At 41.3% G+C, this 26698-nt stretch carries 23 protein-coding genes and 2 pseudogenes; 15 read left to right on the top strand and 10 right to left on the bottom strand.

The window, feature by feature from the left end:
* Window positions 1–51: 51 nt before the first annotated feature.
* Window positions 52–222 carry a chlorophyll a/b-binding protein gene (locus DACSA_RS21750; RefSeq protein WP_015230695.1) on the bottom strand — a complete coding sequence of 57 codons (171 nt, stop codon included), beginning with the start codon at window positions 220–222 and terminating at the stop codon, window positions 52–54.
* Between the two features lie 86 nt (window positions 223–308).
* On the opposite strand from DACSA_RS21750, the gene DACSA_RS20020 reads away from it, so the two are divergent.
* Window positions 309–788 (top strand): hypothetical protein, encoded by a 480-nt coding sequence (locus DACSA_RS20020; protein ID WP_041235538.1) that lies wholly within the window; start codon window positions 309–311, stop codon window positions 786–788.
* Here DACSA_RS20020 and DACSA_RS15705 read toward each other — a convergent pair.
* Window positions 774–1964 (bottom strand): HhoA/HhoB/HtrA family serine endopeptidase, encoded by a 1191-nt coding sequence (locus DACSA_RS15705; RefSeq protein WP_041235537.1) that lies wholly within the window; start codon window positions 1962–1964, stop codon window positions 774–776. The two genes, DACSA_RS20020 and DACSA_RS15705, sit on opposite strands and share 15 nt — an antisense overlap.
* A 100-nt stretch (window positions 1965–2064) precedes the next feature.
* On the opposite strand from DACSA_RS15705, the gene ispD reads away from it, so the two are divergent.
* The gene (gene ispD / locus DACSA_RS15700) at window positions 2065–2748 is read left to right on the top strand and encodes a 2-C-methyl-D-erythritol 4-phosphate cytidylyltransferase (protein WP_015230692.1); all 684 of its coding nucleotides are present in this window, start codon (window positions 2065–2067) and stop codon (window positions 2746–2748) included.
* A 1318-nt stretch (window positions 2749–4066) separates the two neighbouring features.
* On the opposite strand, the gene DACSA_RS15690 is transcribed toward ispD, so the two are convergent.
* Window positions 4067–5374, bottom strand: coding sequence for a nickel/cobalt transporter (locus DACSA_RS15690; protein WP_198007587.1), 1308 nt, complete (start codon window positions 5372–5374; stop codon window positions 4067–4069).
* Between the two features lie 63 nt (window positions 5375–5437).
* Here DACSA_RS15690 and DACSA_RS15685 point away from each other — a divergent pair, with 63 nt between their 5' ends.
* The 7 genes from DACSA_RS15685 (at window position 5438) to DACSA_RS23140 (ending at window position 13325) form a co-directional block, all read left to right on the top strand.
* Window positions 5438–6817, top strand: coding sequence for an aminopeptidase P family protein (locus DACSA_RS15685; protein WP_015230689.1), 1380 nt, complete (start codon window positions 5438–5440; stop codon window positions 6815–6817).
* Between the two features lie 311 nt (window positions 6818–7128).
* Window positions 7129–7653 (top strand): 5-(carboxyamino)imidazole ribonucleotide mutase, encoded by a 525-nt coding sequence (gene purE / locus DACSA_RS15680; protein WP_015230688.1) that lies wholly within the window; start codon window positions 7129–7131, stop codon window positions 7651–7653.
* 874 nt (window positions 7654–8527) lie between these two features.
* Window positions 8528–10240 (top strand): group II intron reverse transcriptase/maturase, encoded by a 1713-nt coding sequence (ltrA, locus tag DACSA_RS15675; RefSeq protein ID WP_015230687.1) that lies wholly within the window; start codon window positions 8528–8530, stop codon window positions 10238–10240.
* Between the two features lie 201 nt (window positions 10241–10441).
* On the top strand, window positions 10442–11692 hold the full coding sequence (locus DACSA_RS15670; RefSeq protein WP_198007586.1) for a quaternary amine ABC transporter ATP-binding protein: 1251 nt from the start codon (window positions 10442–10444) through the stop codon (window positions 11690–11692).
* Between the two features lie 241 nt (window positions 11693–11933).
* Window positions 11934–12869 (top strand): ABC transporter permease, encoded by a 936-nt coding sequence (locus tag DACSA_RS15665; protein ID WP_015230685.1) that lies wholly within the window; start codon window positions 11934–11936, stop codon window positions 12867–12869.
* Between the two features lie 161 nt (window positions 12870–13030).
* A complete protein-coding gene (locus DACSA_RS22295; RefSeq protein WP_232225107.1) occupies window positions 13031–13210 on the top strand; it encodes a hypothetical protein in 180 nt (59 codons plus the stop codon).
* Window positions 13125–13325, top strand: coding sequence for a hypothetical protein (locus DACSA_RS23140; protein ID WP_198007585.1), 201 nt, complete (start codon window positions 13125–13127; stop codon window positions 13323–13325). Before DACSA_RS22295 ends, DACSA_RS23140 begins: the two co-directional genes overlap by 86 nt.
* On the opposite strand, the pseudogene DACSA_RS19385 reads toward DACSA_RS23140, so the two are convergent.
* The 3 genes and pseudogenes from DACSA_RS19385 to DACSA_RS15650 all read right to left on the bottom strand — a co-directional run.
* Window positions 13259–13420: pseudogene (locus tag DACSA_RS19385) on the bottom strand (precorrin-8X methylmutase); the annotation flags it as partial. The gene DACSA_RS23140 and the pseudogene DACSA_RS19385 sit on opposite strands and share 67 nt — an antisense overlap.
* A gap of 76 nt (window positions 13421–13496) precedes the next feature.
* On the bottom strand, window positions 13497–15212 hold the full coding sequence (locus DACSA_RS15655; protein ID WP_198007584.1) for a serine/threonine-protein kinase: 1716 nt from the start codon (window positions 15210–15212) through the stop codon (window positions 13497–13499).
* Between the two features lie 2 nt (window positions 15213–15214).
* A complete protein-coding gene (locus DACSA_RS15650; RefSeq protein ID WP_015230683.1) occupies window positions 15215–15754 on the bottom strand; it encodes a GIY-YIG nuclease family protein in 540 nt (179 codons plus the stop codon).
* Between the two features lie 148 nt (window positions 15755–15902).
* On the opposite strand from DACSA_RS15650, the gene DACSA_RS15645 reads away from it, so the two are divergent.
* The gene (locus tag DACSA_RS15645; protein WP_015230682.1) at window positions 15903–16220 is read left to right on the top strand and encodes a hypothetical protein; all 318 of its coding nucleotides are present in this window, start codon (window positions 15903–15905) and stop codon (window positions 16218–16220) included.
* Here DACSA_RS15645 and DACSA_RS15640 read toward each other — a convergent pair.
* The gene (locus tag DACSA_RS15640) at window positions 16217–16936 is read right to left on the bottom strand and encodes a hypothetical protein (protein ID WP_015230681.1); all 720 of its coding nucleotides are present in this window, start codon (window positions 16934–16936) and stop codon (window positions 16217–16219) included. The genes DACSA_RS15645 and DACSA_RS15640 overlap by 4 nt on opposite strands.
* 24 nt (window positions 16937–16960) lie before the next feature.
* Window positions 16961–17869 (bottom strand): tRNA (adenosine(37)-N6)-dimethylallyltransferase MiaA, encoded by a 909-nt coding sequence (miaA, locus tag DACSA_RS15635; protein ID WP_015230680.1) that lies wholly within the window; start codon window positions 17867–17869, stop codon window positions 16961–16963.
* Between the two features lie 25 nt (window positions 17870–17894).
* On the opposite strand from miaA, the gene DACSA_RS15630 reads away from it, so the two are divergent.
* Window positions 17895–20930: a hypothetical protein gene (locus DACSA_RS15630; RefSeq protein ID WP_015230679.1), complete on the top strand. Its 3036-nt coding sequence runs from the start codon at window positions 17895–17897 to the stop codon at window positions 20928–20930.
* A 34-nt stretch (window positions 20931–20964) separates the two neighbouring features.
* Here the strand turns inward: DACSA_RS15630 and DACSA_RS22915 are convergent.
* Both DACSA_RS22915 and DACSA_RS15625 read right to left on the bottom strand, forming a co-directional pair.
* Window positions 20965–21078: pseudogene (locus tag DACSA_RS22915) on the bottom strand (type II toxin-antitoxin system HicA family toxin); the annotation flags it as partial.
* Entirely contained in the window at window positions 21075–21281 is a 207-nt protein-coding gene (locus tag DACSA_RS15625; protein ID WP_015230677.1) for a type II toxin-antitoxin system HicB family antitoxin, read from the bottom strand. The pseudogene DACSA_RS22915 and the gene DACSA_RS15625, both read right to left, overlap by 4 nt.
* A gap of 97 nt (window positions 21282–21378) precedes the next feature.
* Between DACSA_RS15625 and DACSA_RS15620 the strand changes: the two genes are divergently transcribed.
* From DACSA_RS15620 to DACSA_RS15605, 4 genes are all read left to right on the top strand, one after another.
* Window positions 21379–25212 (top strand): helicase-related protein, encoded by a 3834-nt coding sequence (locus tag DACSA_RS15620; protein ID WP_015230676.1) that lies wholly within the window; start codon window positions 21379–21381, stop codon window positions 25210–25212.
* 111 nt (window positions 25213–25323) lie between these two features.
* Complete coding sequence (locus tag DACSA_RS15615; RefSeq protein ID WP_015230675.1) at window positions 25324–25545, top strand: hypothetical protein; 222 nt, start codon at window positions 25324–25326, stop codon at window positions 25543–25545.
* Entirely contained in the window at window positions 25542–25970 is a 429-nt protein-coding gene (locus DACSA_RS15610; RefSeq protein ID WP_015230674.1) for a type II toxin-antitoxin system VapC family toxin, read from the top strand. Before DACSA_RS15615 ends, DACSA_RS15610 begins: the two co-directional genes overlap by 4 nt.
* Before the next feature lie 23 nt (window positions 25971–25993).
* On the top strand, window positions 25994–26608 hold the full coding sequence (locus DACSA_RS15605; RefSeq protein ID WP_015230673.1) for a Uma2 family endonuclease: 615 nt from the start codon (window positions 25994–25996) through the stop codon (window positions 26606–26608).
* The last annotated feature ends 90 nt before the right edge of the window (window positions 26609–26698 follow it).

Below are 26698 nucleotides of genomic sequence, written 5' to 3'. Positions count from 1 at the left end.
TGATGATTCTAATCAGGTTAAAAAGTGCTAATTCTAAGGTAACGCGAACTGTTACAGTAATCCTAGCCACGATAGCATACCTTTTCCAGTGAAAAATTCCACCAGTAGTAAGGAAACAAAGCCAATCATCGCCGCGCGACCATTGAGACGTTCTGCATATTTATTAAAGCCAAATTTCGGTTCTTGGGTATTGGGGGTAATACTGGGTTGAGGTTGATTCATTTTTACTCCTAAATAGGGCTTGCTGAAAAAGTTCATGTTTTCGGTGTAGTAAGGCAAAAGGCAAGTTGCCTTAGGCAAGAGGCAAGATGGGGAAGATGGGGGAGATGGGGAAGATGGGGGAGATGGGGAAGATGGGGAAGATGGGGAAGATGGGGAAGATGGGGAAGATGGGGAAGATGGGGGAGATGGGGGAGATGGGGAAGATGGGGGAGATGGGGAAGATGGGGGAGATGGGGAAGATGGGGGAGATGGGGAAGATGGGGGAGATGGGGGAGATGGGGAAGATGGGGGAGATGGGGAAGATGGGGGAGAAAATCGCTCCCTTGTCTCCCTTGTCTCCCTTGTCTCCCTTGTCTCCCTTGTCTCCCTTGTCTCCCTTGTCTCCCTTGTCTCCCTTGTCTCCCTTGTCTCCCTTGTCTCCCATTGCTCCCTTGTCTCCCTTGTCTCCCATTGCTCCCTTGTCTCCCATTTCTCCCTTGCACTTTTTCAAAGAATTAAGAGCCTTAAAAGCTGATTGGATAAAGGTTTTAGGTTTATTCAGTAAGCCTTTATTATTCATCATCTAAGGGGAATTTACCTGGACGAACGGTTAGGGTTTTGCGGTTACGATTTCGATCGATGATGACTTTTAAATCTTCACCGATGGTACTATCTTCCACCGCTTGTTGGACTTTGATCGAGTTTTCCACTTTTTCCCCGCCCACCTTCAAAATGATATCACCTTCTCGAAATCCCGCTTGGTCTGCAGGAGATTGATCAATCACTCCCACCACTAGCACCCCAGTTTCTGCTTCCACAGCAAGATCAATGGAACTGCTTTCATTAATCTCCTTACGCACACTGGGACTTAACGTTACCATGCGAATTCCTAAAAAAGGATGATCCACTTTTCCTGTGGTCACTAATTGGTTAGCAATGCGAATCGCTTTTTCAATGGGAATGGCAAAACCTAACCCTTCCGCATTCGCCCGAATTGCCGTATTAACGCCAATCACTTCCCCTTGAGCATTAAGCAAAGGTCCGCCAGAATTACCAGGATTAATCGCCGCATCGGTTTGGAGGAAACTTACTCGTTTATCGGGAACGCCGACTTGTGAGCTTGAACGACCGATCGCGCTGATAATTCCGATCGTTACTGTGTTATTTAAACCTAATGGATTCCCGATCGCGATCGCCCAATCCCCAGGGATAATATGCTCAGAATTACCTAACGTGACAGTGGGTAAATTTTGCGCCTCAATTTTAATCACCGCCACATCCGTAACCGAATCATCTCCCACCACAACCCCTTCAAAACTGCGCCCATCTTTCAAGGTAACCTGAACCTCATCCGCATCTTGAATAACATGAGCATTGGTCAAAATCAGCCCATCTGAGCTAAAAATAAAACCCGAACCACTTCCCTCTCGCACCCGACGGCGCTCTGACTCTGGAGATTCTTCCCCAAAAAACCGACGATAAAACGGCTTTTGTTCCTTACGGGAAACAATACGAGCTGCATCTAGGCGAACCACAGCAGGACCCACAGTTTGGGCGGCTTTAGCAATAAAACTCGTGTTTTCTAGGGGGGGTGTCGATGGAGGAGAAGAAGATTCTGGCAGTTGAATGGGTTCGATCGGAGATAACCTAACATTAGGAGGGGGATCATCTTGTCTCAGATATTGACTCGCTGTTAATCCGACTGTTCCTCCTAACACAAGTAAACCGAAATAAAGTCCGAATTGCTTAATTGAGCGGCTCATGGAGTTGGTTGGCTTGGCGTTCATTTACCAGTGTATGCGATGAGAAAAAGTGAGTTTGTGATATATTAAAGGGCGTTAAATCTCTTGGTGAGAGTCTTCAATGCACTTATTAATCCCTGCTGCAGGACGGGGACAACGAATGGGCAGCGATCGAAACAAGTTATTATTACCCTTATTAGGAAAGCCCCTGTTGGCTTGGACATTGTTAGCCGCCGAGGCTTCAACTAGCATCAAATGGATCGCAATTGTTGGTCAAGAAATTGATTTCCCCGATTTTAAGGCGATTTTAGAGGAATTAAACTTAAAAACCCCCGTTTGCTTGGTTCAAGGGGGAAAAACTCGTCAGGAGTCCGTTTATCAGGGGCTAGAGGCACTTCCCGAAACGGCAAAACAGGTGTTAATCCATGATGGGGCGAGATGTTTGGTGACTAAGGAGTTGTTCGATCGGTGTAGCGAGGCTTTAATGACTTGTCAGGGGTTAATTGCCGCCGTTCCCGTTAAAGATACCATTAAAATTGTTGATGATAACGGCGAGGTGAAAGATACCCCCGATCGTCGTCAAATGTGGGCAGCACAAACGCCTCAAGGGTTTCAAGTGGAATTGCTCAAGTCTTGTCATCGTCAAGGAAAAGTTTTGGGTTGGGAAGTGACAGACGATGCGGCTTTATTTGAGAGATGTCAGCTTCCTGTGACAATTGTGGAAGGAGAAGAAACGAACTTAAAGTTAACGACAAAAGTAGATTTGGCGATCGCTGAGTTTATCTTACAACAACGATTCGGTTAGCCCCCTAGTAGGTTGGGTGGAGGGTAACGAAACCCAACAAGAGGAAGTTAGCCCCCTAACCCCCAAGTTTGGGGGAAAATACCAGTAGCGTAGGTTGGGTGGAGGGTAACGAAACCCAACAAGAGGAAGTTAGCCCCTTAACCCCCAAGTTTGGGGGAAAATACCAGTAGCGTAGGTTGGGTGGAGGGTAGCGAAACCCAACAAGAGGAAGTTAGCCCCCTAACCCCCAAGTTTGGGGGAAAATACCAGTAGCGTAGGTTGGGTGGAGGGTAACGAAACCCAACAAGAGGAAGTTAGCCCCCTAACCCCCAAGTTTGGGGGAAAATACCAGTAGCGTAGGTTGGGTGGAGGGTAACGAAACCCAACAAGAGGAAGTTAGCCCCTTAACCCCCAAGTTTGGGGGAAAATACCAGTAGCGTAGGTTGGGTGGAGGGTAGCGAAACCCAACAAGAGGAAGTTAGCCCCCTAACCCCCAAGTTTGGGGGAAAATACCAGTAGCGTAGGTTGGGTGGAGGGTAACGAAACCCAACAAGAGGAAGTTAGCCCCTTAACCCCCAAGTTTGGGGGAAAATACCAGTAGCGTAGGTTGGGTGGAGGGTAGCGAAACCCAACAAGAGGAAGTTAGCCCCCTAACCCCCAAGTTTGGGGGAAAAGCCAGTAGCGTAGGTTGGGTGGAGGGTAGCGAAACCCAACAAGAGGAAGTTAGCCCCCTAACCCCCAAGTTTGGGGGAAAAGCCAGTAGCGTAGGTTGGGTGGAGGGTAGCGAAACCCAACAAGAGGAAGTTAGCCCCCTAACCCCCAAGTTTGGGGGAAAATACCAGTAGCGTAGGTTGGGTGGAGGGTAACGAAACCCAACAAGAGGAAGTTAGCCCCCTAACCCCCAAGTTTGGGGGAAAATACCAGTAGCGTAGGTTGGGTGGAGGGTAGCGAAACCCAACAAGAGGAAGTTAGCCCCCTAACCCCCAAGTTTGGGGGAAAATACCAGTAGCGTAGGTTGGGTGGAGGGTAACGAAACCCAACAAGAGGAAGTTAGCCCCCTAACCCCCAAGTTTGGGGGAAAATACCAGTAGCGTAGGTTGGGTGGAGGGTAACGAAACCCAACAAGAGGAAGTTAGCCCCCTAACCCCCAAGTTTGGGGGAAAATACCAGTAGCGTAGGTTGGGTGGAGGGTAGCGAAACCCAACAAGAGGAAGTTAGCCCCCTAACCCCCAAGTTTGGGGGAAAATACCAGTAGCGAAACCCAACAGCTAAGTTTGAGGGAAATGAATAATCCCCCCTAACCCCCGATGATTGGGGGGGAATAGAAAAAAGACTAGAATTAAAGAATCGTTAAAAGCGCATTACTGGTAATCCCAACACCAATAATTGTCATTGCGATCGCGCCGAGAATAGGAGTTTTCTGTAGCCAAATTTGTCCCTGTGGCAATTTTTGAAACTGTTTTTTTCCGTAAATAAATATAATTCCTAAACCCGTTAAAGTTACGGTTAATCCCAAACTAAAAATAAAAACTAACATTAAACCATAAGCAATTTCTCCCAGCGCGATCGTGCTTAATAATAACACAGTTGCTGCGGGACAAGGCACTAATCCCCCAGAAATTCCTAACGCAAAAATATCTCGCCAAGACGCAACAGAAACCTCGTGATGATGATGATCATGGGGGTGATGGTGATGATGACGTAACCCTTTCATCCGTTGACGAATTAAACTTAAACCAATCAATAAAATCATCATTCCTGAGATCAAACTTAACCAGGGAGATAATTGTTCGGGTAGAATATATTGAGACGCAAACCAAGCAATTAAACCGAAAATAAACACGCCAATTGTATGAGTGACCGTTGTTGTTAATCCTAACACGATCGCTTGTTTTAAGCTGGCTTTTGTTCCCACTAAATAAGCACTAACCATTGTTTTACCATGTCCAGGAGATAGCCCATGAAAACTTCCCCAAATTAACGCCCCAAAAATTGCAAATAATCCGCCTGTTGTTTCTTTGAGAAAGGGAAAAGCAAGATTCGTTTCTTGAAAGTTTAACGGAATCGCGAACTGTTTATTTGTAAAGGTAAAAACTTGCGTTTTAATCTCATTTTGCCAACGAATGGTCGCCAAACAATGAGCGGTGGGTAAACCTGGCACTCCCCTTCCTAATTGTGTGGGAAAAAGATTATATTTGATGTTAAGGGTTTCTAGAGGTTGCTGCCAAGAATAATTTAAAATGATGGTTGTGTGAGTCGCTGTCGTAATTTGAGAATTGGGAGGAATCACTAACTTAGAAGACGGTTGAACTGTGAGAGCGTTTAAGTTATCATCTTGGTTAGAAAGACGAAATCGATCGCGCATGAAATCCTCTAATTGTTCTTGGTTGTTCTCTACCTCGATCGATTCGATTTCACCGTTTTTATTATCATCAACAAAGGAGATAAACTCAATGGGTAAAGTAAATGTTACCACTGCTGTTTGAGAAGAAACTTCCACATTTGCGATCGATAAATCATCAATATCAGCAATAGTTTTACTCGGAAAAACTGCCGAAAACAGTAAAACAGTAAGAAACGAAATTAAACCCAGTCCCAGCCATTTAGATTGTTTCATGTCAGCATCCAGAAGCGATTCTTGATTCAAATAAGAATTGATATAATTGAATAGTTTATCATTAAAGTAAACACCAAGAGAAATCACAGAAAAATGAACTTACCTGATAATAACAGTTTTCAAGCCACCTTAAAACAGCGTCGTCAAAAACTAGCAGAAACCTTCTCAGAAAAAGCCTTACTGTGGTCAGGTTGTGCGCCATCTCGCAACTTTCCCGCCAATACTTTTCTCTTTCGTGCCAGTAGTCATTTCCTGTATTTTGCAGGTTTAAATCTCGAAAATGCAGTGATTGAATTAGACAGCGGAAAATTAACCTTGTTTATGGATAATCCTTCACCAGAAAGCATTTTATGGGGAGGAGAAAAACCAAGTCGTGATCAAATTGCTGCTACCATTGGGGCTGATCTCGCTTATCCCTATTCCGAGTTAAAAAACTACACAGGGGAAGCCGCGACAATTCCTATTTCTGATGTGGGAATTTATCAACAACAATGTCAATGTTTGGAGCGAAATATTCCTCAACCCAGTGAAGCAACAGGAAAAGATTTAGCATTAATCCAAGCAATCATCACGTTACGATTATCTCACGATGAAAGCGCGATCGAGCAAATTAAACAAGCCGCCTCAGTTTCCATAAAAGCTCACCAAGCGGGAATGAAAGCCGCGCAACCAGGGAAAACCGAAGCCGAAGTTCGTTCTGCCATAGAACAAGTTATAATGGCGCATAATCTCACTTGTGCTTACGGTAGCATTGTCACGGTTCATGGGGAAGTCTTACACAATGAAAGTTATTCCCATACTTTGGAATCTGGAGACTTAGTTTTAGCCGATGTGGGAGCAGAAAGTGTCGGCGGTTGGGCTTCCGATATTACTCGCACCTTTCCTGTCAATGGTCAATTTTCCCCCACGCAGCGAGACATTTATGATCTGGTTTTAGCCGCCCATGATGCTTGTATTGAAAACGTCGCCCCTGGCGTTGAATATAAAGACATCCACTGGCAAGCCGCCCAAGTGATCACAGAAGGATTAGTGAATCTGGGAATTTTACAGGGGAATGTCTCTGACTTACTGGCGATGGATGCTCATTCACTATTTTTCCCTCATGGCGTGGGGCATTTATTAGGGTTAGATGTCCATGATATGGAAGACTTAGGAGACTTAGCAGGATACGCACCAGGAAGACAACGCAGTGAAAGATTTGGTTTAGGAAACTTACGGCTCGATCGAGCGTTACAAACAGGAATGACTGTCACCATTGAACCTGGATTTTATCAAGTTCCAGCTATTCTCAATGATAAGTCAACCAGAGAAAAATATGGAGAAATAATTAATTGGGAGCAACTCGATCGATTTTCCGATGTGCGAGGGATTCGCATTGAAGATGATGTTTTAGCCACCTCAGAAGGAGCAGCAGTCTTAACCGCATCTCTCCCCTGTCAACGGAATCAGATCGAGGAATTATGCGATCGCTAATTTTAATACCATGGGTGAACAATTGGCGCTACATTAACGATCAATGAAGCCCCCCTTAATAAGGGGGGTTTGGGGGGATCAACTATAACCTGACTTTTCCAAAACGGTATAATCTCAGGCTGTAGCGATTACTTATAATTGGTGTTGGGTTTCGCGTGGAGACGTGCCATGGCACGTCTCTACCCAACCTACGTTTTATCATTGCTCGATCGAACTTGATCTAACCTCAATCTCATCTCAACCCAGCTAGATTTAGTGATAGAATTAAGAACTGTTAAGTTAACATTGCCGATCTCAATAACTAATAAGAAATGTCAGAAAAAACGCCATTAATTGGGATTATTATGGGGAGTGATTCCGATTTACCCGTAATGGAAAGCGCGATCGAGCAGTGTGAAGAATTTTCCATCCCCTACGAAGTCGCCATTGTCTCTGCTCATCGCACTCCAGAAAGAATGGTCAACTATGCCAAAACTGCCAGAGAAAGAGGTTTAAAAGTAATCATTGCTGGTGCTGGCGGGGCGGCTCATTTACCAGGAATGGTTGCATCTTTAACCACCCTTCCTGTGATTGGTGTTCCTGTAAAAACCAGCAATTTACAAGGCGTTGATTCTCTTTATTCAATTGTGCAAATGCCAGGGGGAATTCCTGTAGCAACCGTTGCCATTAATAATGCTAAAAATGCAGGATTATTAGCTCTACAAATTCTCGCGACATTTAATTTAGAATTAGCAGAAAAAATGGAGGATTATCGGCAAAAATTAGAACAATCAGTAATGGCAAAGCAGAAAAAATTAGACGAGATGGGTTATCAGAAGTATTTAAATCAGGAGTAATTGGTTAACGGTGATTGAATGCGATCTATTTAAAAATTGAAAATCAGAATTGTTACCCCTGTTACGAGTCTAGGGAAGGGCTTTGTTATAATTACAGAGAAAACGTGCGACACGATGTTGCATTTCGAGAGTGAGTCCCTCAGAAAGACTCTACCCAAGTGTGCATGGGTATTCCCGCTCCCAACTGCGTTGCTGGTAACGGCAGGGTGGAAAGCAGGGAGTTAAATGTAACCATATCTTGAGTATGACTCGCCAGAAAGGGAACAGGTGCTAGGGAAAGTTCAATATGGTGAACGAAAGTAAAGTGTTCGAGGAGCCGTCGTTATGTAAGTCCCTGCAAGTTAAGGTTAAGTGCCAAGCGAGTAGTTAAACAGGGTTGATTAGCCACGAAAGCGAGAGCAAGTATGGGGTTGTCAAGGGCAACGGTAAGGGGTCTCCCCTCTTGTTGGAGTCTCAAAGGTTTATCCACGTTTTCTGGATAGGCTAGCACATCATACACCCTCGGCGGATAGAACACCACCTAAGTTGAGCGCATCTCTCAAATGTGAAACGTGGTAAGCCCAATGAGGTCTGGTTCACCAGTAAGCTGACCGTAAGGAAGGCATAATTCCTCAGTGGGTAAAGGATAGGTTAAGAAGCGAATGCCGTCTGCTGATTCCGTGCAGTTCCTTGTCTGATAACCTGATTTCGGATAACCGATAATTAGACTTGGTTCAAGCAGGAACATGAAAGCAAGAGGAAAACCCTGCGGGGTATATAACTTGGCGGATAAGGGTTCAAAATTTGCCCTACCTGAAAGGGAAGCAGACTTAGCCACAAAGTGAACTCTCTGAGTTCTTAAGCGAAGTGACCAAATTCATGTAGGAAAAGTTAGATGTTATTCATAACAAACGTAACTCTTGATAATCATGCGGAATGCTGGCACGCCATCAACTGGCGGAAGGCTTACCGTATGGTTCGGAATCTAAGGCGACGGATATTCAGAGCTACCCGTAACGGCGATATCAAGAAAGTCAGAAATCTACAAAAGCTGTTACTTAAGTCTTTCTCCAATCTGGTTGTAGCTGTAAGGCGATGTACTCAAGAGAATCAAGGCAAAAGGACGGCAGGCGTGGACGGTAGAATTGCCCTGACTCCGGAAGAAAGGTGGGAACTTGTGTGTGAGTTGCAAGTCTTAAACGACCCCATAGCGTCACCCACCCGACGGATTCAGATTCCTAAATCGAATGGTAAAAAGCGACCTTTAGGCATCCCAATCGTGACAGACCGCATTCGACAAGCGGTAGTAAAGGAAGCTCTCGAACCTCATTGGGAGGCAATGTTTGAACCTTCTTCCTATGGTTTCCGACCAGGTAGGAGCCCACATGATGCAATTGCTCGTGTTCAAGCATTAACTAAACAAAGCCCACAGGGAAAACCTCCAAAAAAACAATGGGTAGTAGATGCAGACATTAAAGGATGCTTTGATAACATCGACCACCAACACCTATTAGGGGTCATTGGAAACTTCCCTGCAAGGAAGTTAATTAAAACATGGCTCAAAGCAGGATACATCGAAAAAGGAAACTTTAATCCTACTGAAGGGGGAACTCCCCAAGGAGGAGTCATCAGTCCACTGTTAGCAAACATTAGTTTACATGGATTGGAAAACGCACTAGGTGTAAAATGGAAGGTTCGAAAGGGTAGAACAAAGAGCGGAATCTACGCCACCCTTACCCAATCAAAACGGGCTGTTATCAGATTTGCAGATGACTTTATTATCCTATGTGAATCAGAGGAAGACGCAAAATTAGCCAAAGAGGAAGCCAACGCATTCATAAACGAGCGAGGACTCCATCTCTCTGAAGAAAAAACTAGTATCTGTCATCTAAATGATGGATTTAAGTATCTAGGATTTCGTATCCGCAGACTACCTGATAAACACAGGAAAAGTGGATATGTAACCCTAATAAGACCCGATAAAGAAAAAATCAAGGAGACTAAACAACAACTCAGAGAGATTTGGCTTGAAGGGATAGGCAAATCAACGGAATGGATTATCAAAAAAATGAACCCCATCATCAGGGGGAAAGCCAACTATTGGAATAAAGTCAGCAGTAGTGAGAAGTTCAAAGAACTGGATGACTATATGTACGGAAGAGGTATCCGATACACACGTCGACGGCACCCAACCAAAAGCAAAAGCTGGAGGGAAAATAAATATATAGGGAGACTCAATCCAAATCGTCCTGATAATAAAGGGTACTTTGGTAGCAAAGACTCAGGAGCTTACATTATAAAGTTCGAAGAGTTTAATATAGAATACCATGATGCCGTACCTTACGATTATACTCCCGATAACCCAGACCCAATAGTTCAAGAACACTTCGAGAAAAAACTCCAATCCGAATCTGCCAAACTAAACAAAAGGAGTCAAAGGTTAGCCAAAAAGCAGGGATATAAATGCCGCAAATGTGGAGAATCCTTGTTCAACGGTGAGCCTTATGATATCCATCACATTGTTCCAAGAAAAAACGGCGGAAGCGAGAAAGTGTCTAATCTAGAGATACTACATCGTGAATGCCACAAGGCAACTCACTACGGGTAGCCCGTGTTTGCTTGAGCCGTGTGCGGTAAAAGTCGCACGCACGGTTCTGAGGGGGGAAGGGGAGAGTAATCTCCCTAACCTACCCGACAGAAGTAATCAAATTACAAGCGCAAAAACTAGAAAATTTGCCTTGTTGGAGATTGTATAACTGACCGCAAGCGTCGGTCAAGGCTAAAAATGAATACTAACCAGAATATAGATATGGAAAAAAAAGAAAACACCGCTCAAACTAAAATCAAAGTAGAGAGTCTGGTCAAAATATTTGGAAATAGTCCTCGTGAGGGCTTAAAATTACTGCGAGAAGGGCATGATCGGGATTCAATCTTTGAAAAAACTGGTAATGTTGTCGGTGTGGGTGGGGTTTCCTTTGAGATCAAACAGGGAGAACTTTTTGTGATCATGGGTTTATCTGGGTCGGGAAAATCTACCCTGATTCGCTGTTTAAATCGTCTGATTGAACCGACCAGTGGTCAAGTGATTGTCGATGATGAAGATGTCGCCCATGTTGACTTAGAGAGATTGCGAGAAGTCCGACGGACGAAAATGGCGATGGTGTTCCAGAAATTTGCCCTGTTTCCTCACCTCACTGTTGCTGAAAACACGGAATATGGTTTGAAAGTGAGAGGGGTCGATCATAAAAAAGGTCGTCACAAGGCATTAGAAACCCTCGAAATTGTCGGTTTACACAAATGGGCGAACCGTTATCCCTCGGAATTAAGCGGGGGAATGCAGCAACGAGTCGGGTTAGCTCGTGCGTTAGCCACTGATCCCGATATTTTATTGATGGATGAAGCGTTTGGTGCGCTTGATCCGCTAATTAGAAGGGATATGCAGGCGGAATTGATGCGCTTACAAGATGAGTTACACAAAACCGTTGTGTTTATTTCCCATGATATCCATGAGGCGCTGAAAATTGGCGATCGAGTGGCGGTGATGAAGGATGGTTATTTTGTGCAAGTTGGCACTCCGGAAGAATTGGTGACAAATCCCACAGATAACTACATCCGTGACTTTATGATGGATGTCAACCGCGCTCAAGTGTTGAAAACGGGGTCAATTACACGGAAAACCATACCCTTTATTCTTGGACATGGTTCGGTGCGTTCGGCATTAGAACAAATGCAACGACATCAACGAGAGGAAATGTATGTGGTCGATCGAGGCAATTCTCCCATTGGTGTGGTGACGACAGAGGCTTTAACTCGTGCGTTAGAAAGGGGAATCGAAGATATTAAAGAGGTGATGGAAGCTGACTTTCCCAAAGTCCAGGCTAGTACCACCATTGAAGAGGTCGCCCATCTCTGTCAACAAGAACTTCCCCTGGCGATTATTGATGATCAAGGAGAGTTTAAAGGAGTGGTGGAACACTCAGACATTCTCGCCAGCATCGGACGCTTGAAAGAGGTGGATGGGGATACTGTAGAAAGCCAACCCGAAGAAGTAGCGGCTTAATTGCCCCCTGACCCCCAATGCTGGGGGATTGCCCCCTGACCCCCAATGCTGGGGGATTGCCCCCTGACCCCCAATGCTGGGGGATTGCCCCCTGACCCCCAATGCTGGGGATTGCCCCCTGACCCCCAATGCTGGGGGAATTGCCCCCTGACCCCCAATGCTGGGGGAGTTGCCCCCTGACCCCCAATGCTGGGGGGAATGGTCGATCGAAAAGCTAACTGTTAATTACGGAATATTGATTATGTTTGACCCCTTTCAAGAGACAATTTGGCCCCTGGGAGATCAAATCGAAACCATCATTAACTTTGTGGTGGATAACTTTCGTTTTATCTTTAATGACTGGATCGGTAAACCTGTGGGAATCGTACTCAGAGGGATTCAATCCTTTTTCCTCTCCATCAATCCGATTATCTTTTTAGTCGCACTTCTGGCTTTAGCTTGGCAGATTGCCAGCCGCAACATTGCAATTTTGAGCGTAGTTGCCATGACGGTGGTCGGCTTAATTGGAGCGTGGCAAGAATCGATGATTACTCTTGCTTTGGTTGTAACTGCCGTTTTCTTCTGTGTAATTATTGGTCTTCCTTTAGGCATTATTGCCGCCCGCAGCGATCGATTTGCCAGTTTAATTCGTCCCATTTTAGACACGATGCAAACTCTCCCCGCATTTGTTTATTTAGTGCCTGTGGTGATGCTATTTGGAACGGGAGAAGTGCCAGGGGTGATTGTCACCTTTGTGTTTGCTGTACCGCCGTTAATTCGTTTAACCAACATTGGCATTCGGGGTGTTCCCGAAGATGTGGTTGAGGCTTCAAGGGCTTTTGGTGCAACGCCGCAACAGGTTCTCTTACAAGCACAAATTCCCCTCGCTATGCCGACGATTCTCGCTGGGGTGAACCAGTCCTTAATGTTAGCGTTGTCAATGGTGGTCATCGCTTCTCTGATTGCCGTAGAGGGATTAGGACAAATGGTTAACCGAGGAATTGGACGCTTAGATGTGGGATTAGCGGCTGTCGGTGGTGTCGGTATTGTTTTATTAGCAATTGTTCTCGATCGGATCACCCAATCGGTAGGAGATAGCAGTAAAGGAAGATTACACTGGAAACAACGGGGTCCAGTGGGATTGGTTTTAAACTTCTTAAACCGTAATCAGAAAGAAGAAATTCCCCAAGAATCGTAATTGATTTTAAGCCTCGATGTAACGAAGCCAAGGTCGATCGCCCATCGCGCACGAAAAGCGAGGAAAGAGTTACATCTTGTAGGGGTTGCCTTGCCCACCCTACTACTAATAAAAGGATGGCAAATAATATTAAAGTAATTACATTCGGTAATAGGGGGAAGATGGGGAAGATGGGGGAGATGGGGGAGATGGGGAAGATGGGGGAGATGGGGGAGATGGGGAAGATGGGGAAGATGGGGAAGAAAAATCGCTCCCTTGTCTCCCTTGTCTCCCTTGTCTCCCTTGTCTCCCTTGTCTCCCTTGTCTCCCTTGTCTCCCTTGTCTCCCTTGCACTTTTTTGAGGGGTTAAGAGCCTTAAAGCCTCATTGGGTAAAGGTTTCAGTTTCCCAAATTGTACTACGAGCGGCTAACGCACCTGCGCCGACTTTGAGAGCGCGATCGGAGAATTTTAAGTGAGAACGGTAATCAAAATCGGCGGTTTCATAGATCACGCGACGGACAATTTCATACTCAGCGGGTGAAAGGTTATGTTTTCCGATTTCCTGATCAATTGCGAGTAAACTGTTGGCTTCGGTGTTTGTCCATTTCCTTGATTTTTTGGCTGATTAAGTCTTAGCAATCTGTATTTTAATGTAAATCCTCTTCCCAAACGCCAATATAAATTCTTCCCCCTTGTTTCCGTTGAATCACTCCATCCCAATTTCCGATCGAAAAAGAACGTAAATCTGTTTCTTTGCGATACACTTGTTCTAGTGCGTTTCGGATGGTGGGGTTAAGTTGACCTTGGAGCATTTCGTTTAAGGTGTTTTCCATGAGATTAAATTCCACGAAAGCAGCAAAGGAAGCCTCAGTTTGTCTTAAGTTTCCCGTGTCTCGATCGAACAAATAACCTAAATCGAGTTTCCCTGAAACATAATCTTTATACAAAACCGATTGGGTATTTTCCCAATAGCCGCGACGGGTGCTAGTGGGTTCTCCTAATGTTCCGATTACCTGCGCTTTACTGACTCCTGTACCGAAAACAGGAACATCTGCGATCGATTTTTCTGGGGGAGAATCTGGTTCGATTTCGATGGTAGGAACAACGACAGTCGGGGTGTTGATTTCAATATCTAATTCTGATTTAGGTTCGGGTTCAGGTTCAGGTTTAGGTTCGGGTTCGGGTTCAGGTTTAGGTTCAGGTTTCGGGGGAGGAGTTTCGGTGTTTTTCTCTTCTTGGGGAGGGGTTGCTTGCGGTTCACTGGGTTCTGTCACCACCCTCTCGCTGTTATTAGCATCACGCAACGTTTGTAATACTTCTACGATGCCGTATCCCACTATACCCGCGCTGAGAATCACTCCCAAGACGATCGCGCTCCCAATTAGTAAACCATTCCCTTTCTTCTCAGGGGGAGAAGGAGAAACCGCCGCCACAGTTTGACTATCATCATCGGTTTCTCTCCCTTGAAAACGAGTATTTTCAGGAGTCCATTGTGGCATTTCAACGGAATGATCACTGGTGAGAGCGGCTAACATTTCTTGGGCGCTTTCAAAGCGATCGCGGGGATGAAACCGAACCGCGCGATCGATAACACTTCCTAACTGACTGTGTAAGTTAGGAACGACTTTTCGCCATAACAGTTCCCCTGTGCGCTGATCGAACTCTAAAGTGTGAGGTGCTTTACCACTGAGTAAAAACACGGCGGTGAGTCCCAAACTATATAAATCGCTAGAATAGGTAGGTCGTCCAGCGGCTTGTTCTGAAGGCATATAGCCAGGGGTTCCGATGGCGATGGAATGGGTGCGATCGGAATCCATCATCGTTTCTAAAGCCTCTTTCACCACTCCAAAATCAATTAATACGGGTTGACCATCTCCTTTCCGCAAAATGATATTATCGGGTTTCACATCGCGGTGAATAATGCGTTGACCATGAACATAATCTAAAACTCGGAGTAAGCTCACTAAAATTTTGGTCACTTCCGCTTCCGACAACACCCCATCTTGTTCGACTTTTTGCGTCAGTGTCATCCCCTCAATATATTCTTGAACCAGATAGAAGGTTTCCGCTTCCGCAAAATAAGCATAAAGTTGGGGGATTTGGCTATTTCCTTGACTCAATGCTTCTAAAATCGCTGCTTCCCGTTGAAAACGCTCTCTCACCCATTGATACTGTTTCGGTTTAGAAACAATGGGATAGAGTTGTTTAATCACACAATAGCGCTCAGAGGGAAGATGCGTATCCACCGCCAAAAAGGTGCGACCAAACCCCCCTTGACCAAGTTCTCTCGTCACCCGATACCGATTATTTAAAACAACAACAGCCCTTCCCACAGTAAACTCCTCACAAACCCAGCTACTCACTACTATTTTAAGTCTAGCCGCCCCTGTTCTTTCAATTTCGGATTAAACCGAATTTCCATTGTTACCCCTCTCGCGCTGAGAGTTTCCTTGATTTCCGCTTCAACTCGTCGCGCTATATTTTTTAAGAGCTTCGTTTGACTCAATGGATCACCTTGATCATACGCTTGTTTTTCCGCATCAGTCATGGTTGGTGTGGCATCAATTGCATCATTCCAAGCTGTTTTTTGATGACTATTTCCCACTGGTATTGTTCCATTTTCCTCTAGCCATGATTGTTGAATCTCTGCTAGAATGCTTCGACTAGGACGATCGATGGTTTGGATTTTGAGCCAATAACAACGATTTGGTTGACGAACGAGATGCTGTTTCAAACTGGTGTAAATATCGCGGGAGTAAGAGACTAATTTCAGGGTTTTCTCGGAGTCAAAAATTGCGTAAACTCCGATTTTCTTTTCCAATTCGGGATTAATTTTTCCTTCATCATCGAGATAGGGAATAAATTCTAAGTCAGCTAAGGTCTTGATTTCCGTTTCAGCAGTCATTTTCTTGGTTACAGATTCTTTAATTCTTAATTGTTAATGATTAATTATTCCTTGTCAATGTAACGAGATTTAACAGTTTCAACTCAGCACTTATGCTTAGGGTTTATCATGGTCTTAATTCACTTCTTAGAGGAGGATAGTCACGACTTTGTTACACTTATTTGAATTTTCTCGCCAATACTGTGTCACTATCTGTGGATTCCTAATTCCCACTAATCTTTTGTTTACTTCCATCACTTTATTATTGTTGGTGCGCCAATTTTCTACCGTTAATCTCCGTTGGAATGCTACCTTGGGTCTAGTTTCAGCTTGCTTAATGTTTTTTCATGTTTTGACCTGGTTAATGGTAGGAGTGGTGATGACACCGACTTATATTCTCCTATCATTAGGTTTTACTTGTTTCAGTATTAATTGTTACGCCTTTTTTGCGCCGATTCAATTCCGAAAAATTTTAGGAATTGCTTAGTTTTCTTCCTCTGGATTAGAGGGCGATCGTTTTTTTGTCCGACGGAGGATGGGTTTAGGTTTCTTTTCCGAGGAAGAAGTTGCTTTTTTCTGAGGAGAAGAAATGATTTTCTTGGGAGCGCGGTTCGGTTGACGTTGCTCACGCATCGGAGTAATTTTTCGCCCTTTTGTCACCACTAATTCTTCTCCCTTCAGTTGTGCGTCAAGCTCCCAAAACCATCCTAAATTATCTTTTTCATCAGGGAGAACTCCCACTAATCTTAACTTAAAAAATCTCGCTTTTCCTTGACTAAAGCGCTTAATTTTAACCACAATTTTCTGTTCAGATTCCGAGTAGAAAACCACCTCTCCTCGAATGGAAAAATATCCCGCTTCCGCTTTCACTTCAGAAACGGCTTCTGTTTCTAATTGTTCCGCGCGTTGGCTAGATTCTTTTAAGGTATCGGGTTCCCAAACCCCGACAATTTGTAGGTGTAAATAATCTTGTTTTTGTCGGGTACGGGGATACACTACCCAGAGATGAGGAACTTCTAGATCAATATGTTTTTTGACCACATTCATCACTCGTCCGAGAAGAACCGTTTCTAAATTTTCAGTTTCGGAAAGGATCATTTCCCCGCGAGTAAATTGATCTTGCGGCTGGTATTTTCCCCATACTAACCCGATCGCGCGGTATTGGGTATCATGGGTGGGAGGTGGAATGGGATGTTGTAACATTTATTATTCGCTATTCGTTATTGGCTATTTCTGGAAACGTTCTATTTCAATATTAATCATTTTAGACACAGCTTCCCATAAGTCAGATTGTTCGCTATCAAACCATTTTATTTCTGATTGACCTTTAAACCAAGTGCGTTGTCTTTTCGCAAACTGACGAGTATGGATCACCATTAATTCTTTCGCTGTTTTTAAATCGGTTTCTCCTGCTAAGTAGTCTTTAATTTCTTGATATCCTAGTGTATCTAATAACGGAAGTGACCAACCATATTTTTTAATTAATCCTTTCACCTCTTCCACGAATCCTAAAGCTAACATTTGTTCCGTTCGATATTGAATTCTTTCTGTTAGCACTTCGGGAGAACAATCTAAACCAACTTGTAAAATGGGATATGAGGGAGGATTTTCTCCTTGTTGTTCACTGATTGGTTTTCCTGTAATATAAAAAACTTCTAACGCGCGTAAGGTTCGTACTTGATCATTGGGATGAATTTTTGTTGCGGAGTTAGGGTCAACTTGTTGTAAAAGCGCATAAAGTTGTAATTGACCGAGACGTTTTAAGCTCGATCGAAGCTGAGGATGAGGAGACACTCGCGGGATTTTTAACCCTCTCGTAATGGCTTTAATATAAAGTCCAGTTCCTCCCACTAACAAGGGAGGAGAATGAGGAAGAGACGAGATTAAATGATTCGCTTTTTCTTGATATTCAGCGACGGTTAAAGTTTCCGTTGGATCACAAATATCAATTAAATAATGAGGAATTAATGCTTGTTCTTCCCAGGTGGGTTTAGCGGTTCCAATATCAAATTCTCGATACACTTGACGAGAATCAGCGCTGAGAATAACTGTATTTAAGTGTTGTGCGAGTGTCATGGCTAAACGAGATTTTCCCGTCGCGGTCGCACCACAAATTACAATTAATGAAGGTTGCATTTTATTCGAGATCAAGGAGGTTAATATGGCTAACGAAATTAGAACTGATAAGCAAGGATTAGTTGCGGTTGATTATACAGATTTATTAGATAAAATTATAACAGTTTTACACAATCAAAACCCTGAGAATCCTTTTAAGTTAGTAGGTGAGGGGAAACGGTTAATGATTGAACTCCATTCGATCGCGCAATTAGTTGCTTCCGCTTCGATCGATAATCCTCTCGGAAATAAAACCAAAGCAGCGAAAGTCGCAACCGTTAATTTTAGCGGGGAATCGAGAGAAAAATTTGCCGAAAAAATCCAACAGATTCGAGAACAGTTAACTCCTTATTTAAGTCGTGCGATTTCAGAACAAGATCAGGAGTTGACATTAGAAACATGGGTTAATTCTCTGACAACAGAATTAAAAAACTTAACAGGAACAATTAATCAAACTATTACCTTAAATTATCCATTTGACAAAAAAATATCAGAATTACAAAAAACAGAACTCAGCTTTCAACAGGGAAACTCAACTCGTCCCCAATTAAAATTTCATAAACTTAAAATTACCGTTGAAGACGGACATCAATTTCGAGAACAACTGAAAAGGAGTTTAGAAAACTATATCAAATTTCAGTTTTCAGAAGAAGAAGAACAAAGAGACCTGTTAGACATATTAGAAGACCTAGAAACTTATCAAACCTCTGACCTCGATCGACTAGAAGAATTATTAGATCAAGAAGCATTAGGGAAACTACAAAGAGAAGCAAAAGTTATTTATTTAGAATATCTCAAAGAACAAATTGGTGAACATCAAGATTTGATCTATCTAGAAGACTTAATCCGACGATTAAGATTGATGGAAGCGTATATCAACGATGAAGAAAAAGAAGATGGTCACTATGAAGTAAATTATGAAGGGATTACAGTTAAATATAGAGACTTATTTTCCCGCGCTGATGCGTTTGATATGCTACCAATTTGGTCGATCATTGAAGGTTGTATTGGCGAAACAGAAGACGAGAAAAATGATAAACAGCAATTCATCTTTGGACTAAAATTAAAACTAAACGGTTCAGTGAATAATAATGGAGGAAAAGAGGTTTTTCCTTATTACCTAGATTTTCTTAATCCAGATAGCAACAAATATAAAGAAGAATTCGAGAAGGCTTCTAAGAAAGAATATTTTGTGGAGAAAGTCTTAAAAGTTGCGTTCTTGTACTACTTTGTTTTTGCGGGAAATGATCTTTCTGACAGTAATATTGATCCCAAAGTTGAACTAGAGTATGATCCGATCGCTAACTTTGAAGAAAAAGTTTTACCGATTCTTCAAGGAGATGATCAACCAGCAAAATATAAAATATTGAAGGGAATTAAAAGAGGGTTAGAACAATATCAAGCTAATCACAAAATCAGCAAACTAGAAAACCTCTTAAAAACCTTCATTCAACGGAAGCATAACTTACCAGCGCGAAACTATCCTCGCCATTTGAATGTCAAACAAGGAATCCTACAAAGAGACTATGAAAGCATCAACAATAATAACAGTTTTTTTCATACCTTACAGGAGAATCGCAAGTCAGCATTAAAATATATTTCTATTACGAATCCCAACGCTGGAAATAATTCGCTTTCCACACTCGCTGTAAATATTAACATCAGTGAAGTGTGCTATTTTCCCACAGGAATAGAGGAACAGTTTGAGATGAAATATCATTTTGGAAAAGTTCCGACGCTTCCCATTCTCTTAACTCCCAAAGAAAAAAACTGTCTAGAGGCGTATCATACAGGGCTAAATCAATCTCAAAAATTTCAGGGTTTAATCTTCTCCTATGATGTTAAACAGTTAAAACAAGCAACCCTAGAAGAAACATCAATCTCAAAACGTTATTTCTATAAAGTGACATTTTCCTTACTGGTTTATGTCACCTTAAAAATCTTACTTGATTTAGCAGCAAAACCTTTCTTTGTTCCTGTGATTCGCTTCCATTTAGGGAGTCGTCAAAACCCCTATCCAGAAGAAAAGTTTCTCAAATCAGTGTTTTCCTCAGTTTCCCATTTATTAAACGAAAAACATCGCTGTCATACGCAAGGATTTCGCGTCAAAAATATCAATATGTATCGTGTTGGTAATGGTTTAGCTTCCTTGTATTCTATTCTTCCGAAAAAGTTTACCTTTACTAATCCTCGTTCAGATTATCAATTGGATAAACTCGCATTAATTATTGTCTCCAGTCGTGAAAGCGATCGCGCGAGAGATCAAAGTATTAACTACAGAATCTCGAATTTAGTGGGAGAATCGATCGCGTTTCAACGTCAAGCTGATCAGAGTATTCGGATTTATAGTAGTGGAACATTTTCTGATAACTATGGAAATCAACAAATTTATAGTTCTCCTTCTGTGGTGATCGATCGAGTCAATGATCTTTATGAACAAGGGTTTCGACATTTTCTTTACCTCGCCAAATCTCCATATTCGAGTACCTTAAAACTGACTCAAACCGAAGAAGACGAAGAACGATTTTTCATGTCAAAAGCAGTAATTCGTTCTTTAAAAGGAGACAAAGAAGATATTAAAATCTATCCGATATTTTTCGATCAATACTACGCCTTGAACCTCGATCGAGATCAAGCGAAGAGTTCCCTCTATATTCAAGATACATCCCAATTAAGCAGTTTAACCGAAGACCCCAGCAAAAAAACAATTGTCTTTTTGAATCTCTTTAATGGAATCAAAGTCGGGAACGATCGTTATTACAACGGAGTCATTTCTTATGCGACTCTCTTAGATATCTATGAGAACATCTTGGATGATGAAGACATCCGAAATGGCTTAATTGATGACACTCCTCTCAAGAATGAGATTTTAGAATTTTTGACACTGTTTCATTTTTCTCGATATGAATCCCCAAAAAATATTAGCTTAAAACTTGATCCTTATCAAAACCTAATTGGTGATGAAAGTATTGGCGCTTTATCTGTATTTGATCATCTCGGAGAAAACGTTAAATTTAATTCCCTTGCGTTTTTAACCGAAGTCAAAAAAGCCTTAAATGTTAAACCAGAATCAAATCTGTAGGTTGGGTGGAGGTGACGAAACCCAACATAATTCAAGGATTATCTCTTCGCAAAATAATATGACTACCCTTTTGACGTTTGATATAAAAACCTAACTTTTGCAAGGTTTTGATACACTTTTTACCCGAAATCTGAGGTAATTTACTCATATATTAACGGTAACTGTTTCAATCTGATCTTCAGGAATCTCACGATCCTCTTCCTGAAGAACTTCAAGATAAAGTTCAATTGCTTCTTTAATATTAGCAATTGCTTCTTTTTTGGTTTTCCCTTGACTGATACAAGGAGGTAAACTGGGACATTGAGCAATCCAATAACCATCTTCCCCAGGATAAATAATGACTTGTCTCATTAATTAATCTCCTTAATTTATTTGATTAGTCTGCTATCATTTTAGCGTGTTGTTTTTCCTTTTTAATCGGATCACCAGTGACCAATCACTAATAACCATGAAACAAGAACATTTAGGACAAGATTTAGGGCGTTTATTTGAAGTCGGTTTTAATGTGGGAATGTTGACTTATATTGAACAGCAAAAAATTCCCCATAACTTTGGAGACTTATATCGCAATGACTTAAAACAATTGACTTTTTCTCGGATGTTGAGACAGTTATTAGATCAAGAAAAAGTAATCAATGAAAAGCATCGAGAGATGATTAAAAAGTGGAGTTTGTTTTTTCTAGAAAAGAGTTTTTTTGCGGGTTTAAATCTCTTTTCGGAATATCTCCAAGCTATGGGATGGAATAGTAACAAAAAGCAAAAACATTTAGAGATTGTGTATTACCAATGCTGTTTCTGTGATGATAACAGTATCGGAACTCATTTGAAAGGAAAAGAAAAAGCTAACCGAGATGTTTTATCTCAGTTTCCTGATCTCAGTGTTGACATTAATAAGTATTCCGACAAGGGAGAGTTTCTCAACGCAGACACATTAGTTTTAATGCGATGTCAGGATGAGTGGAGAGTATTATGTATTGATTATTCTATATTCTCGATTCGATCGATCCGAGATTTAGAGGATATGGATAGCATGGAAATTTTGCGAAAGATTTTATTACAGGAAGTCAGTTACTTAAAATCAAAAAGTGTCTTTTCTAATCTTGGTTTAGATACCCAAGCTACTCCTCTCGATGTATCGGAAAGTTTCAAGCGTTATTATCTCGCATTTAAAACCAAAGATAAGGAAACAATAAAATTAATTCAAGCAGCAAGTTATACTCATAGTTTCTCAGAGTTATTGCGAGAACAAGGAATTATTACCCAAGATACAAACATCACATACAACATTTTAGGATACAGCGATCGAAACCTTAGCGCAATGACCCTAAAAGGAGAAAACACCAAAATTTTAGCCACCTGTTCCCACATCTATAAAAATGAACCGAAAACAGAATCTTTCTCAGATAATCGTCAGAAAGTCATACAATTAATCAAACGGAACGCAGCGAAAAGTTTTGATGATGGGAGAACATTTATCGATCGACTCTTTGCGATCGAAGAAGATAAACTTACCCAAGTCAACCACACAGAAACGATTACAGACTTTCAGAATCTTGCTGATCCAATTTCCCCAGATTTAGCTAAAAAACTCGATCTCAATCTCGATCCTAATTCTAGCTTAGACCTAAGACAAGCACACGCAACCTTAATTAAACAGCAACTGAATAGTGAAGCGAAGTATATCTTTTTAACAGGGAATCCAGGAATTGGAAAAACCACCGCGATCGCGCAATTTCTCCAAAATAAGGAAATACTAGAAGAAGGGTTTCTTTTCTTTTATGTTAGTCCGAGAAAACAAGTCAACCTCGATATTATTGACAAATTTACTGACCCCACAACCCGATTTCTCACTGACGACAGAATCTTTACCATTAACACCAATACTGAGATTATTCAAAACAACAATGGAAACTATACCGTTGAGTATCTTTCCAACTTATACGAGGAAGACTTCACCCAGAAAACAGTACAATTTCTCAACCAAAAGACTGAACGAGAACAAAACTATTATCCTTCTTCCTCTGGATTTAAAAGGATATCAGAAGATCAAATTCAAAATCGAGGAAAAAATAATCGAGGCGTTTTAGCGACAATTTGCGAAGCGATTTATACCTTAATCAATCGTGAAACCTCTAATAACATCATTGCGACTGTAGCGATTCAATCCTTAAAGAAAACTCAACTCGGAAAAGATACCCTTTCTCATTTTGAGAAGATATTTAAAAATGCGTACAACGATCGAGAAGGGAAAGTAATTCCCAGTAAAATGCGACAACTTTCTAATCGAGTTAAACATATCTTGATTATGATTGACGAAATCACTGGGGATGACAGTGGAGTGGAATTTCTCAACCGAATTAATGAAATTTTGAACAAGTATCATTTACTCAAAAATGACTATGGCTTCAACTTAAAAATAATCGTCGCTGATGCGTCAATTGTGGACTCAAATGTTATTAAACAGCATCTTTCCGAAACGATCGCAGAACCCAATAAAATCTTTTTCCGTAAAGCATCAATTCCCCCCTTTCCCAGTAATGAGGAACAACAAATTCCCCCCTTTCCCAGTAACGAGGAACAACAAATTCCCCCCTTTCCCAGTAATGAGGAACAACAAATTCCCCCCTTTCAAAGGGGGGTTAGGGGGGATAAAACCCCTCCCAATAATCCGTTATCGATCGAATCTTTCTCTTATAAAAAAAATCCAGCAGTCGTCATCAATACTAACTCCTATCCCGCTAGTAGTTTAGAGATTAACTATAAACTCTTCATCAAATCCAGTAAATTTGAAACCGATCTTTCTCTAAAACCTAAAGCTGATCTTGATGACAAAGTTCAAGAAGAAATCAGCAAACATATTTATGATTTAATCAATGAACCCGAAACCAAACAAATTATTGTTTACATTCAAAACAAAGCACGTTTAGCCGAATTAATCGATCGAATCCAACTGAAACAACAGCGCTTTCAAAAATATCAAGACTACCTAGAAATTCATGCGAGTATCTCCGAAGAAGAAAAGAAAAATATCCATCGCTATCAAAATCAAGTGAAAGTAATCTTTATGACCGCGTCTGCGAGTCGAGGATTATCTTTTCCCAAAACTACAAAAATTTTAGTTGATGTTCCTCGTTTTGAAATCGAGAAAAACTTAATGGAAATTATCCAAGTAATCTATCGTGGTCGAGGAAGAGATGAAACAGGAAATAGCTTTGATCATGAACATAAAACCTTAACTTTCTATCTCTCTGAATCCGCATTTTATTACAGTGATGATCCCTCGATCGAGTCCGATAAACTCAAACAATTATCTCTTCAATGGAGTTTAGTTAATGTCCTTAACATCTTGCTAATTTTGAAAGCATCAATAATGACTCGTATCCGAGGATATGGGACAATTGGAACTAACCAACTTCTTCTCATTCCCATTGGAGGAAAATCTATTTTTTCTGCTGGTCAAACATTTAGCAGTCAAATGAGTACACTGATTAATCAACTCAAACATGAAAACCGTAAACATCGCGATGATGAAGAACTAGGAGAGGTTTTTCAACATCTGAAAGAACTTTTAAATGGTGTCGAAATTCTTTTAGTCAGTTCCAGTAATGTTAAAAATCAAACCCCAGTTTCTTATTTAGATTTAGTGGAATCCTTGACCGATCAATTTGAAAAATATATTAATCAAAATCTTGAACAGTTACTTGGTTTTTCTACTCTTGAAATTGGATATATCAACGGAAGTTTTTTAATCATTCCTGTTGACGATCGGACGGTAAAAGAGAAATATACAATCCAATTATCCCAACAAGGATTCGATCGAGAACAGCTATTAACTCAACTCAAAGACATTAATAACAGTCCTCAGTATTCCGACAATCTTCGTTCCTCTGTGAAAGCATCGATCGACTTTCTAGAAACATTAGGAGACAATCATAACACCGACATCACCCAACGCTTTGAAGAAGAAAGCCAATATAACGATCAATACTATGCAATTCCGCTGTTTAACTTAATCAGTTATGAAATAATGAAAGAATACTTTAATAGTGAAGAAAAAGAACCAGAAGACCAAACCTTTCGTAAAATTTTAGAACATTATTTGCGACAACTTTATCCAGTTAGTGATTTGCTTCCCATCGGTGATCAATACAAATTCTTTCCCTTTCTCTTATTTAGAAGTTATAGTCTAAAAGAAACCCGAATTAAACTCTTTACAGATAAATACTTTCTCAACTCTAATGAATTAAATATCCTCAACCTCATCCTCTATCAAGAAAATTAGTAACTGATTAATGTTGGGTTTCACCTCCTTCCACCCAACCAACAGCATAAATGAGGGAAGAAGGTTATTATGGTAGGTAGAGGCGATCAATCACCAAAGGAGAAAGATAAAATGAATACAAAACTTTTTCTAGAAAAGCGCATAACAAGGATCGAGTCTGAAATTAAAGAATTACGAGAAGAATTGAATGAATCTCAATCAAAAAACTGGTTAAAACAGGTAACAGGTTCTTTTGAAGATGAATCTGCTTTTGAAGCAGTCATCGCTTATGGAAAAGCAATTCGTAGTGAAGAAATAGACCCCCTTACTGGACAAGCAATCAATGAAGAATGAAATACTTGTTAGACACTGACCATTTGAGCATTATCCAGCGAAAAACAGGTGGAGATTATGCTAATCTATCAAATCGAATCAATCAATATCCCCATTCAGATTTTGCAGTTTCGATTGTGACATTCCATGAACAATTGCTTGGTGCTCACACTTATATTAGTCGCGCTCGTCATCCTGATCAAGTTGTCACAGGCTATGCGATCATGTCTCGTCTAGCAAGAGATTTTGCAACGTTACCGCTTATTGCTTTTGATCGCGCTGCGATGATAACATTTCAGGGTTTGCAAGCTCAGAACATTCAACTGAAAACAATGGATTTGCGAATCGCTTCGATCGCTGTATCTCGCGGATTAATTTTACTGACGCGCAACACACAGGACTTTAAAAAAGTTCCAAACTTATCGATCGAAGATTGGACAATTTAAACTTTAATCAAACAGAAGCGATTATGATTCAAACTTTAGCAAAAAACATTACGTTTGATGAATTTAACGCCCAATATGTTAACCGAGAAAGACACTATGAACTCCATGATGAAATTGTTGTGGAAATGCCAAAACCGAAAGGAAAACACTCGATCGTAACAGGATTTCTAATGGAAGAATTAATCCTTACAATTATTGAAATGGGGAAACGAGGAAAATGGACAATTCCCAGAGAGTCAATTGTCAAATCAAGTAATGGCAAATCAGGCTATGAACCTGATATTATTGTTATTGATCAAGACGCGATCGCTACTGAATCTCGTTGGGGAAGTGAATCAATTATTGAAAAAGCCGAATCAGTAAAATTAATTGTAGAAGTAGTTAGTACAAATTGGCGGGATGACTACTTCAAAAAACGAGCAGATTACGAAGAATTAGGAATTCCTGAATACTGGATTGTTGATTATGCAGCATTGGGAGGACGAAATTTTTTAGGTAATCCCAAACAGCCAACATTTTCAATCTATCAATTAATTGAAGGGGAGTATCAAATTAAGCAATGTAGAGGCGATGATCCCATTGTTTCACCAACGTTTCCCGCTTTTAAACAAACACCTAATCAAATTTTTCTTCTCTGAAGTTAGCGCGATCGGGAATTCGGGACGGAACTCGATCAAACTGGCATCGACACAAAAAAACTAATTGGAAACAAGGGTAAAGCATTCTCT

Source organism: Dactylococcopsis salina PCC 8305 (genome assembly GCF_000317615.1).
Classification (GTDB): domain Bacteria; phylum Cyanobacteriota; class Cyanobacteriia; order Cyanobacteriales; family Rubidibacteraceae; genus Halothece; species Halothece salina.
Note: the sequence above shows the minus strand (reverse complement) of the source record. Positions and strands in the feature narration are given on the sequence as shown.

Excerpts from the sequence above, each read along its gene's own strand:
- DACSA_RS15685 (WP_015230689.1), top strand. The coding sequence starts at position 5,438 with ATGAACTTACCTGATAATAACAGTTTTCAAGCCACCTTAAAACAGCGT.
- DACSA_RS15705 (WP_041235537.1), bottom strand. The coding sequence starts at position 1,964 with ATGAGCCGCTCAATTAAGCAATTCGGACTTTATTTCGGTTTACTTGTG.
- DACSA_RS15650 (WP_015230683.1), bottom strand. The coding sequence starts at position 15,754 with ATGACTGCTGAAACGGAAATCAAGACCTTAGCTGACTTAGAATTTATT.
- DACSA_RS15615 (WP_015230675.1), top strand. The coding sequence starts at position 25,324 with ATGAATACAAAACTTTTTCTAGAAAAGCGCATAACAAGGATCGAGTCT.
- ispD (WP_015230692.1), top strand. The coding sequence starts at position 2,065 with ATGCACTTATTAATCCCTGCTGCAGGACGGGGACAACGAATGGGCAGC.
- DACSA_RS21750 (WP_015230695.1), bottom strand. The coding sequence starts at position 222 with ATGAATCAACCTCAACCCAGTATTACCCCCAATACCCAAGAACCGAAA.
- DACSA_RS20020 (WP_041235538.1), top strand. The coding sequence starts at position 309 with ATGGGGAAGATGGGGGAGATGGGGAAGATGGGGGAGATGGGGAAGATG.
- DACSA_RS15625 (WP_015230677.1), bottom strand. The coding sequence starts at position 21,281 with ATGAGACAAGTCATTATTTATCCTGGGGAAGATGGTTATTGGATTGCT.
- DACSA_RS15605 (WP_015230673.1), top strand. The coding sequence starts at position 25,994 with ATGATTCAAACTTTAGCAAAAAACATTACGTTTGATGAATTTAACGCC.
- DACSA_RS15665 (WP_015230685.1), top strand. The coding sequence starts at position 11,934 with ATGTTTGACCCCTTTCAAGAGACAATTTGGCCCCTGGGAGATCAAATC.
- DACSA_RS15630 (WP_015230679.1), top strand. The coding sequence starts at position 17,895 with ATGGCTAACGAAATTAGAACTGATAAGCAAGGATTAGTTGCGGTTGAT.
- purE (WP_015230688.1), top strand. The coding sequence starts at position 7,129 with ATGTCAGAAAAAACGCCATTAATTGGGATTATTATGGGGAGTGATTCC.
- DACSA_RS22295 (WP_232225107.1), top strand. The coding sequence starts at position 13,031 with ATGGGGAAGATGGGGGAGATGGGGGAGATGGGGAAGATGGGGGAGATG.
- DACSA_RS15670 (WP_198007586.1), top strand. The coding sequence starts at position 10,442 with ATGGAAAAAAAAGAAAACACCGCTCAAACTAAAATCAAAGTAGAGAGT.
- DACSA_RS15620 (WP_015230676.1), top strand. The coding sequence starts at position 21,379 with ATGAAACAAGAACATTTAGGACAAGATTTAGGGCGTTTATTTGAAGTC.
- DACSA_RS15640 (WP_015230681.1), bottom strand. The coding sequence starts at position 16,936 with ATGTTACAACATCCCATTCCACCTCCCACCCATGATACCCAATACCGC.
- miaA (WP_015230680.1), bottom strand. The coding sequence starts at position 17,869 with ATGCAACCTTCATTAATTGTAATTTGTGGTGCGACCGCGACGGGAAAA.
- DACSA_RS15610 (WP_015230674.1), top strand. The coding sequence starts at position 25,542 with ATGAAATACTTGTTAGACACTGACCATTTGAGCATTATCCAGCGAAAA.
- ltrA (WP_015230687.1), top strand. The coding sequence starts at position 8,528 with ATGTTATTCATAACAAACGTAACTCTTGATAATCATGCGGAATGCTGG.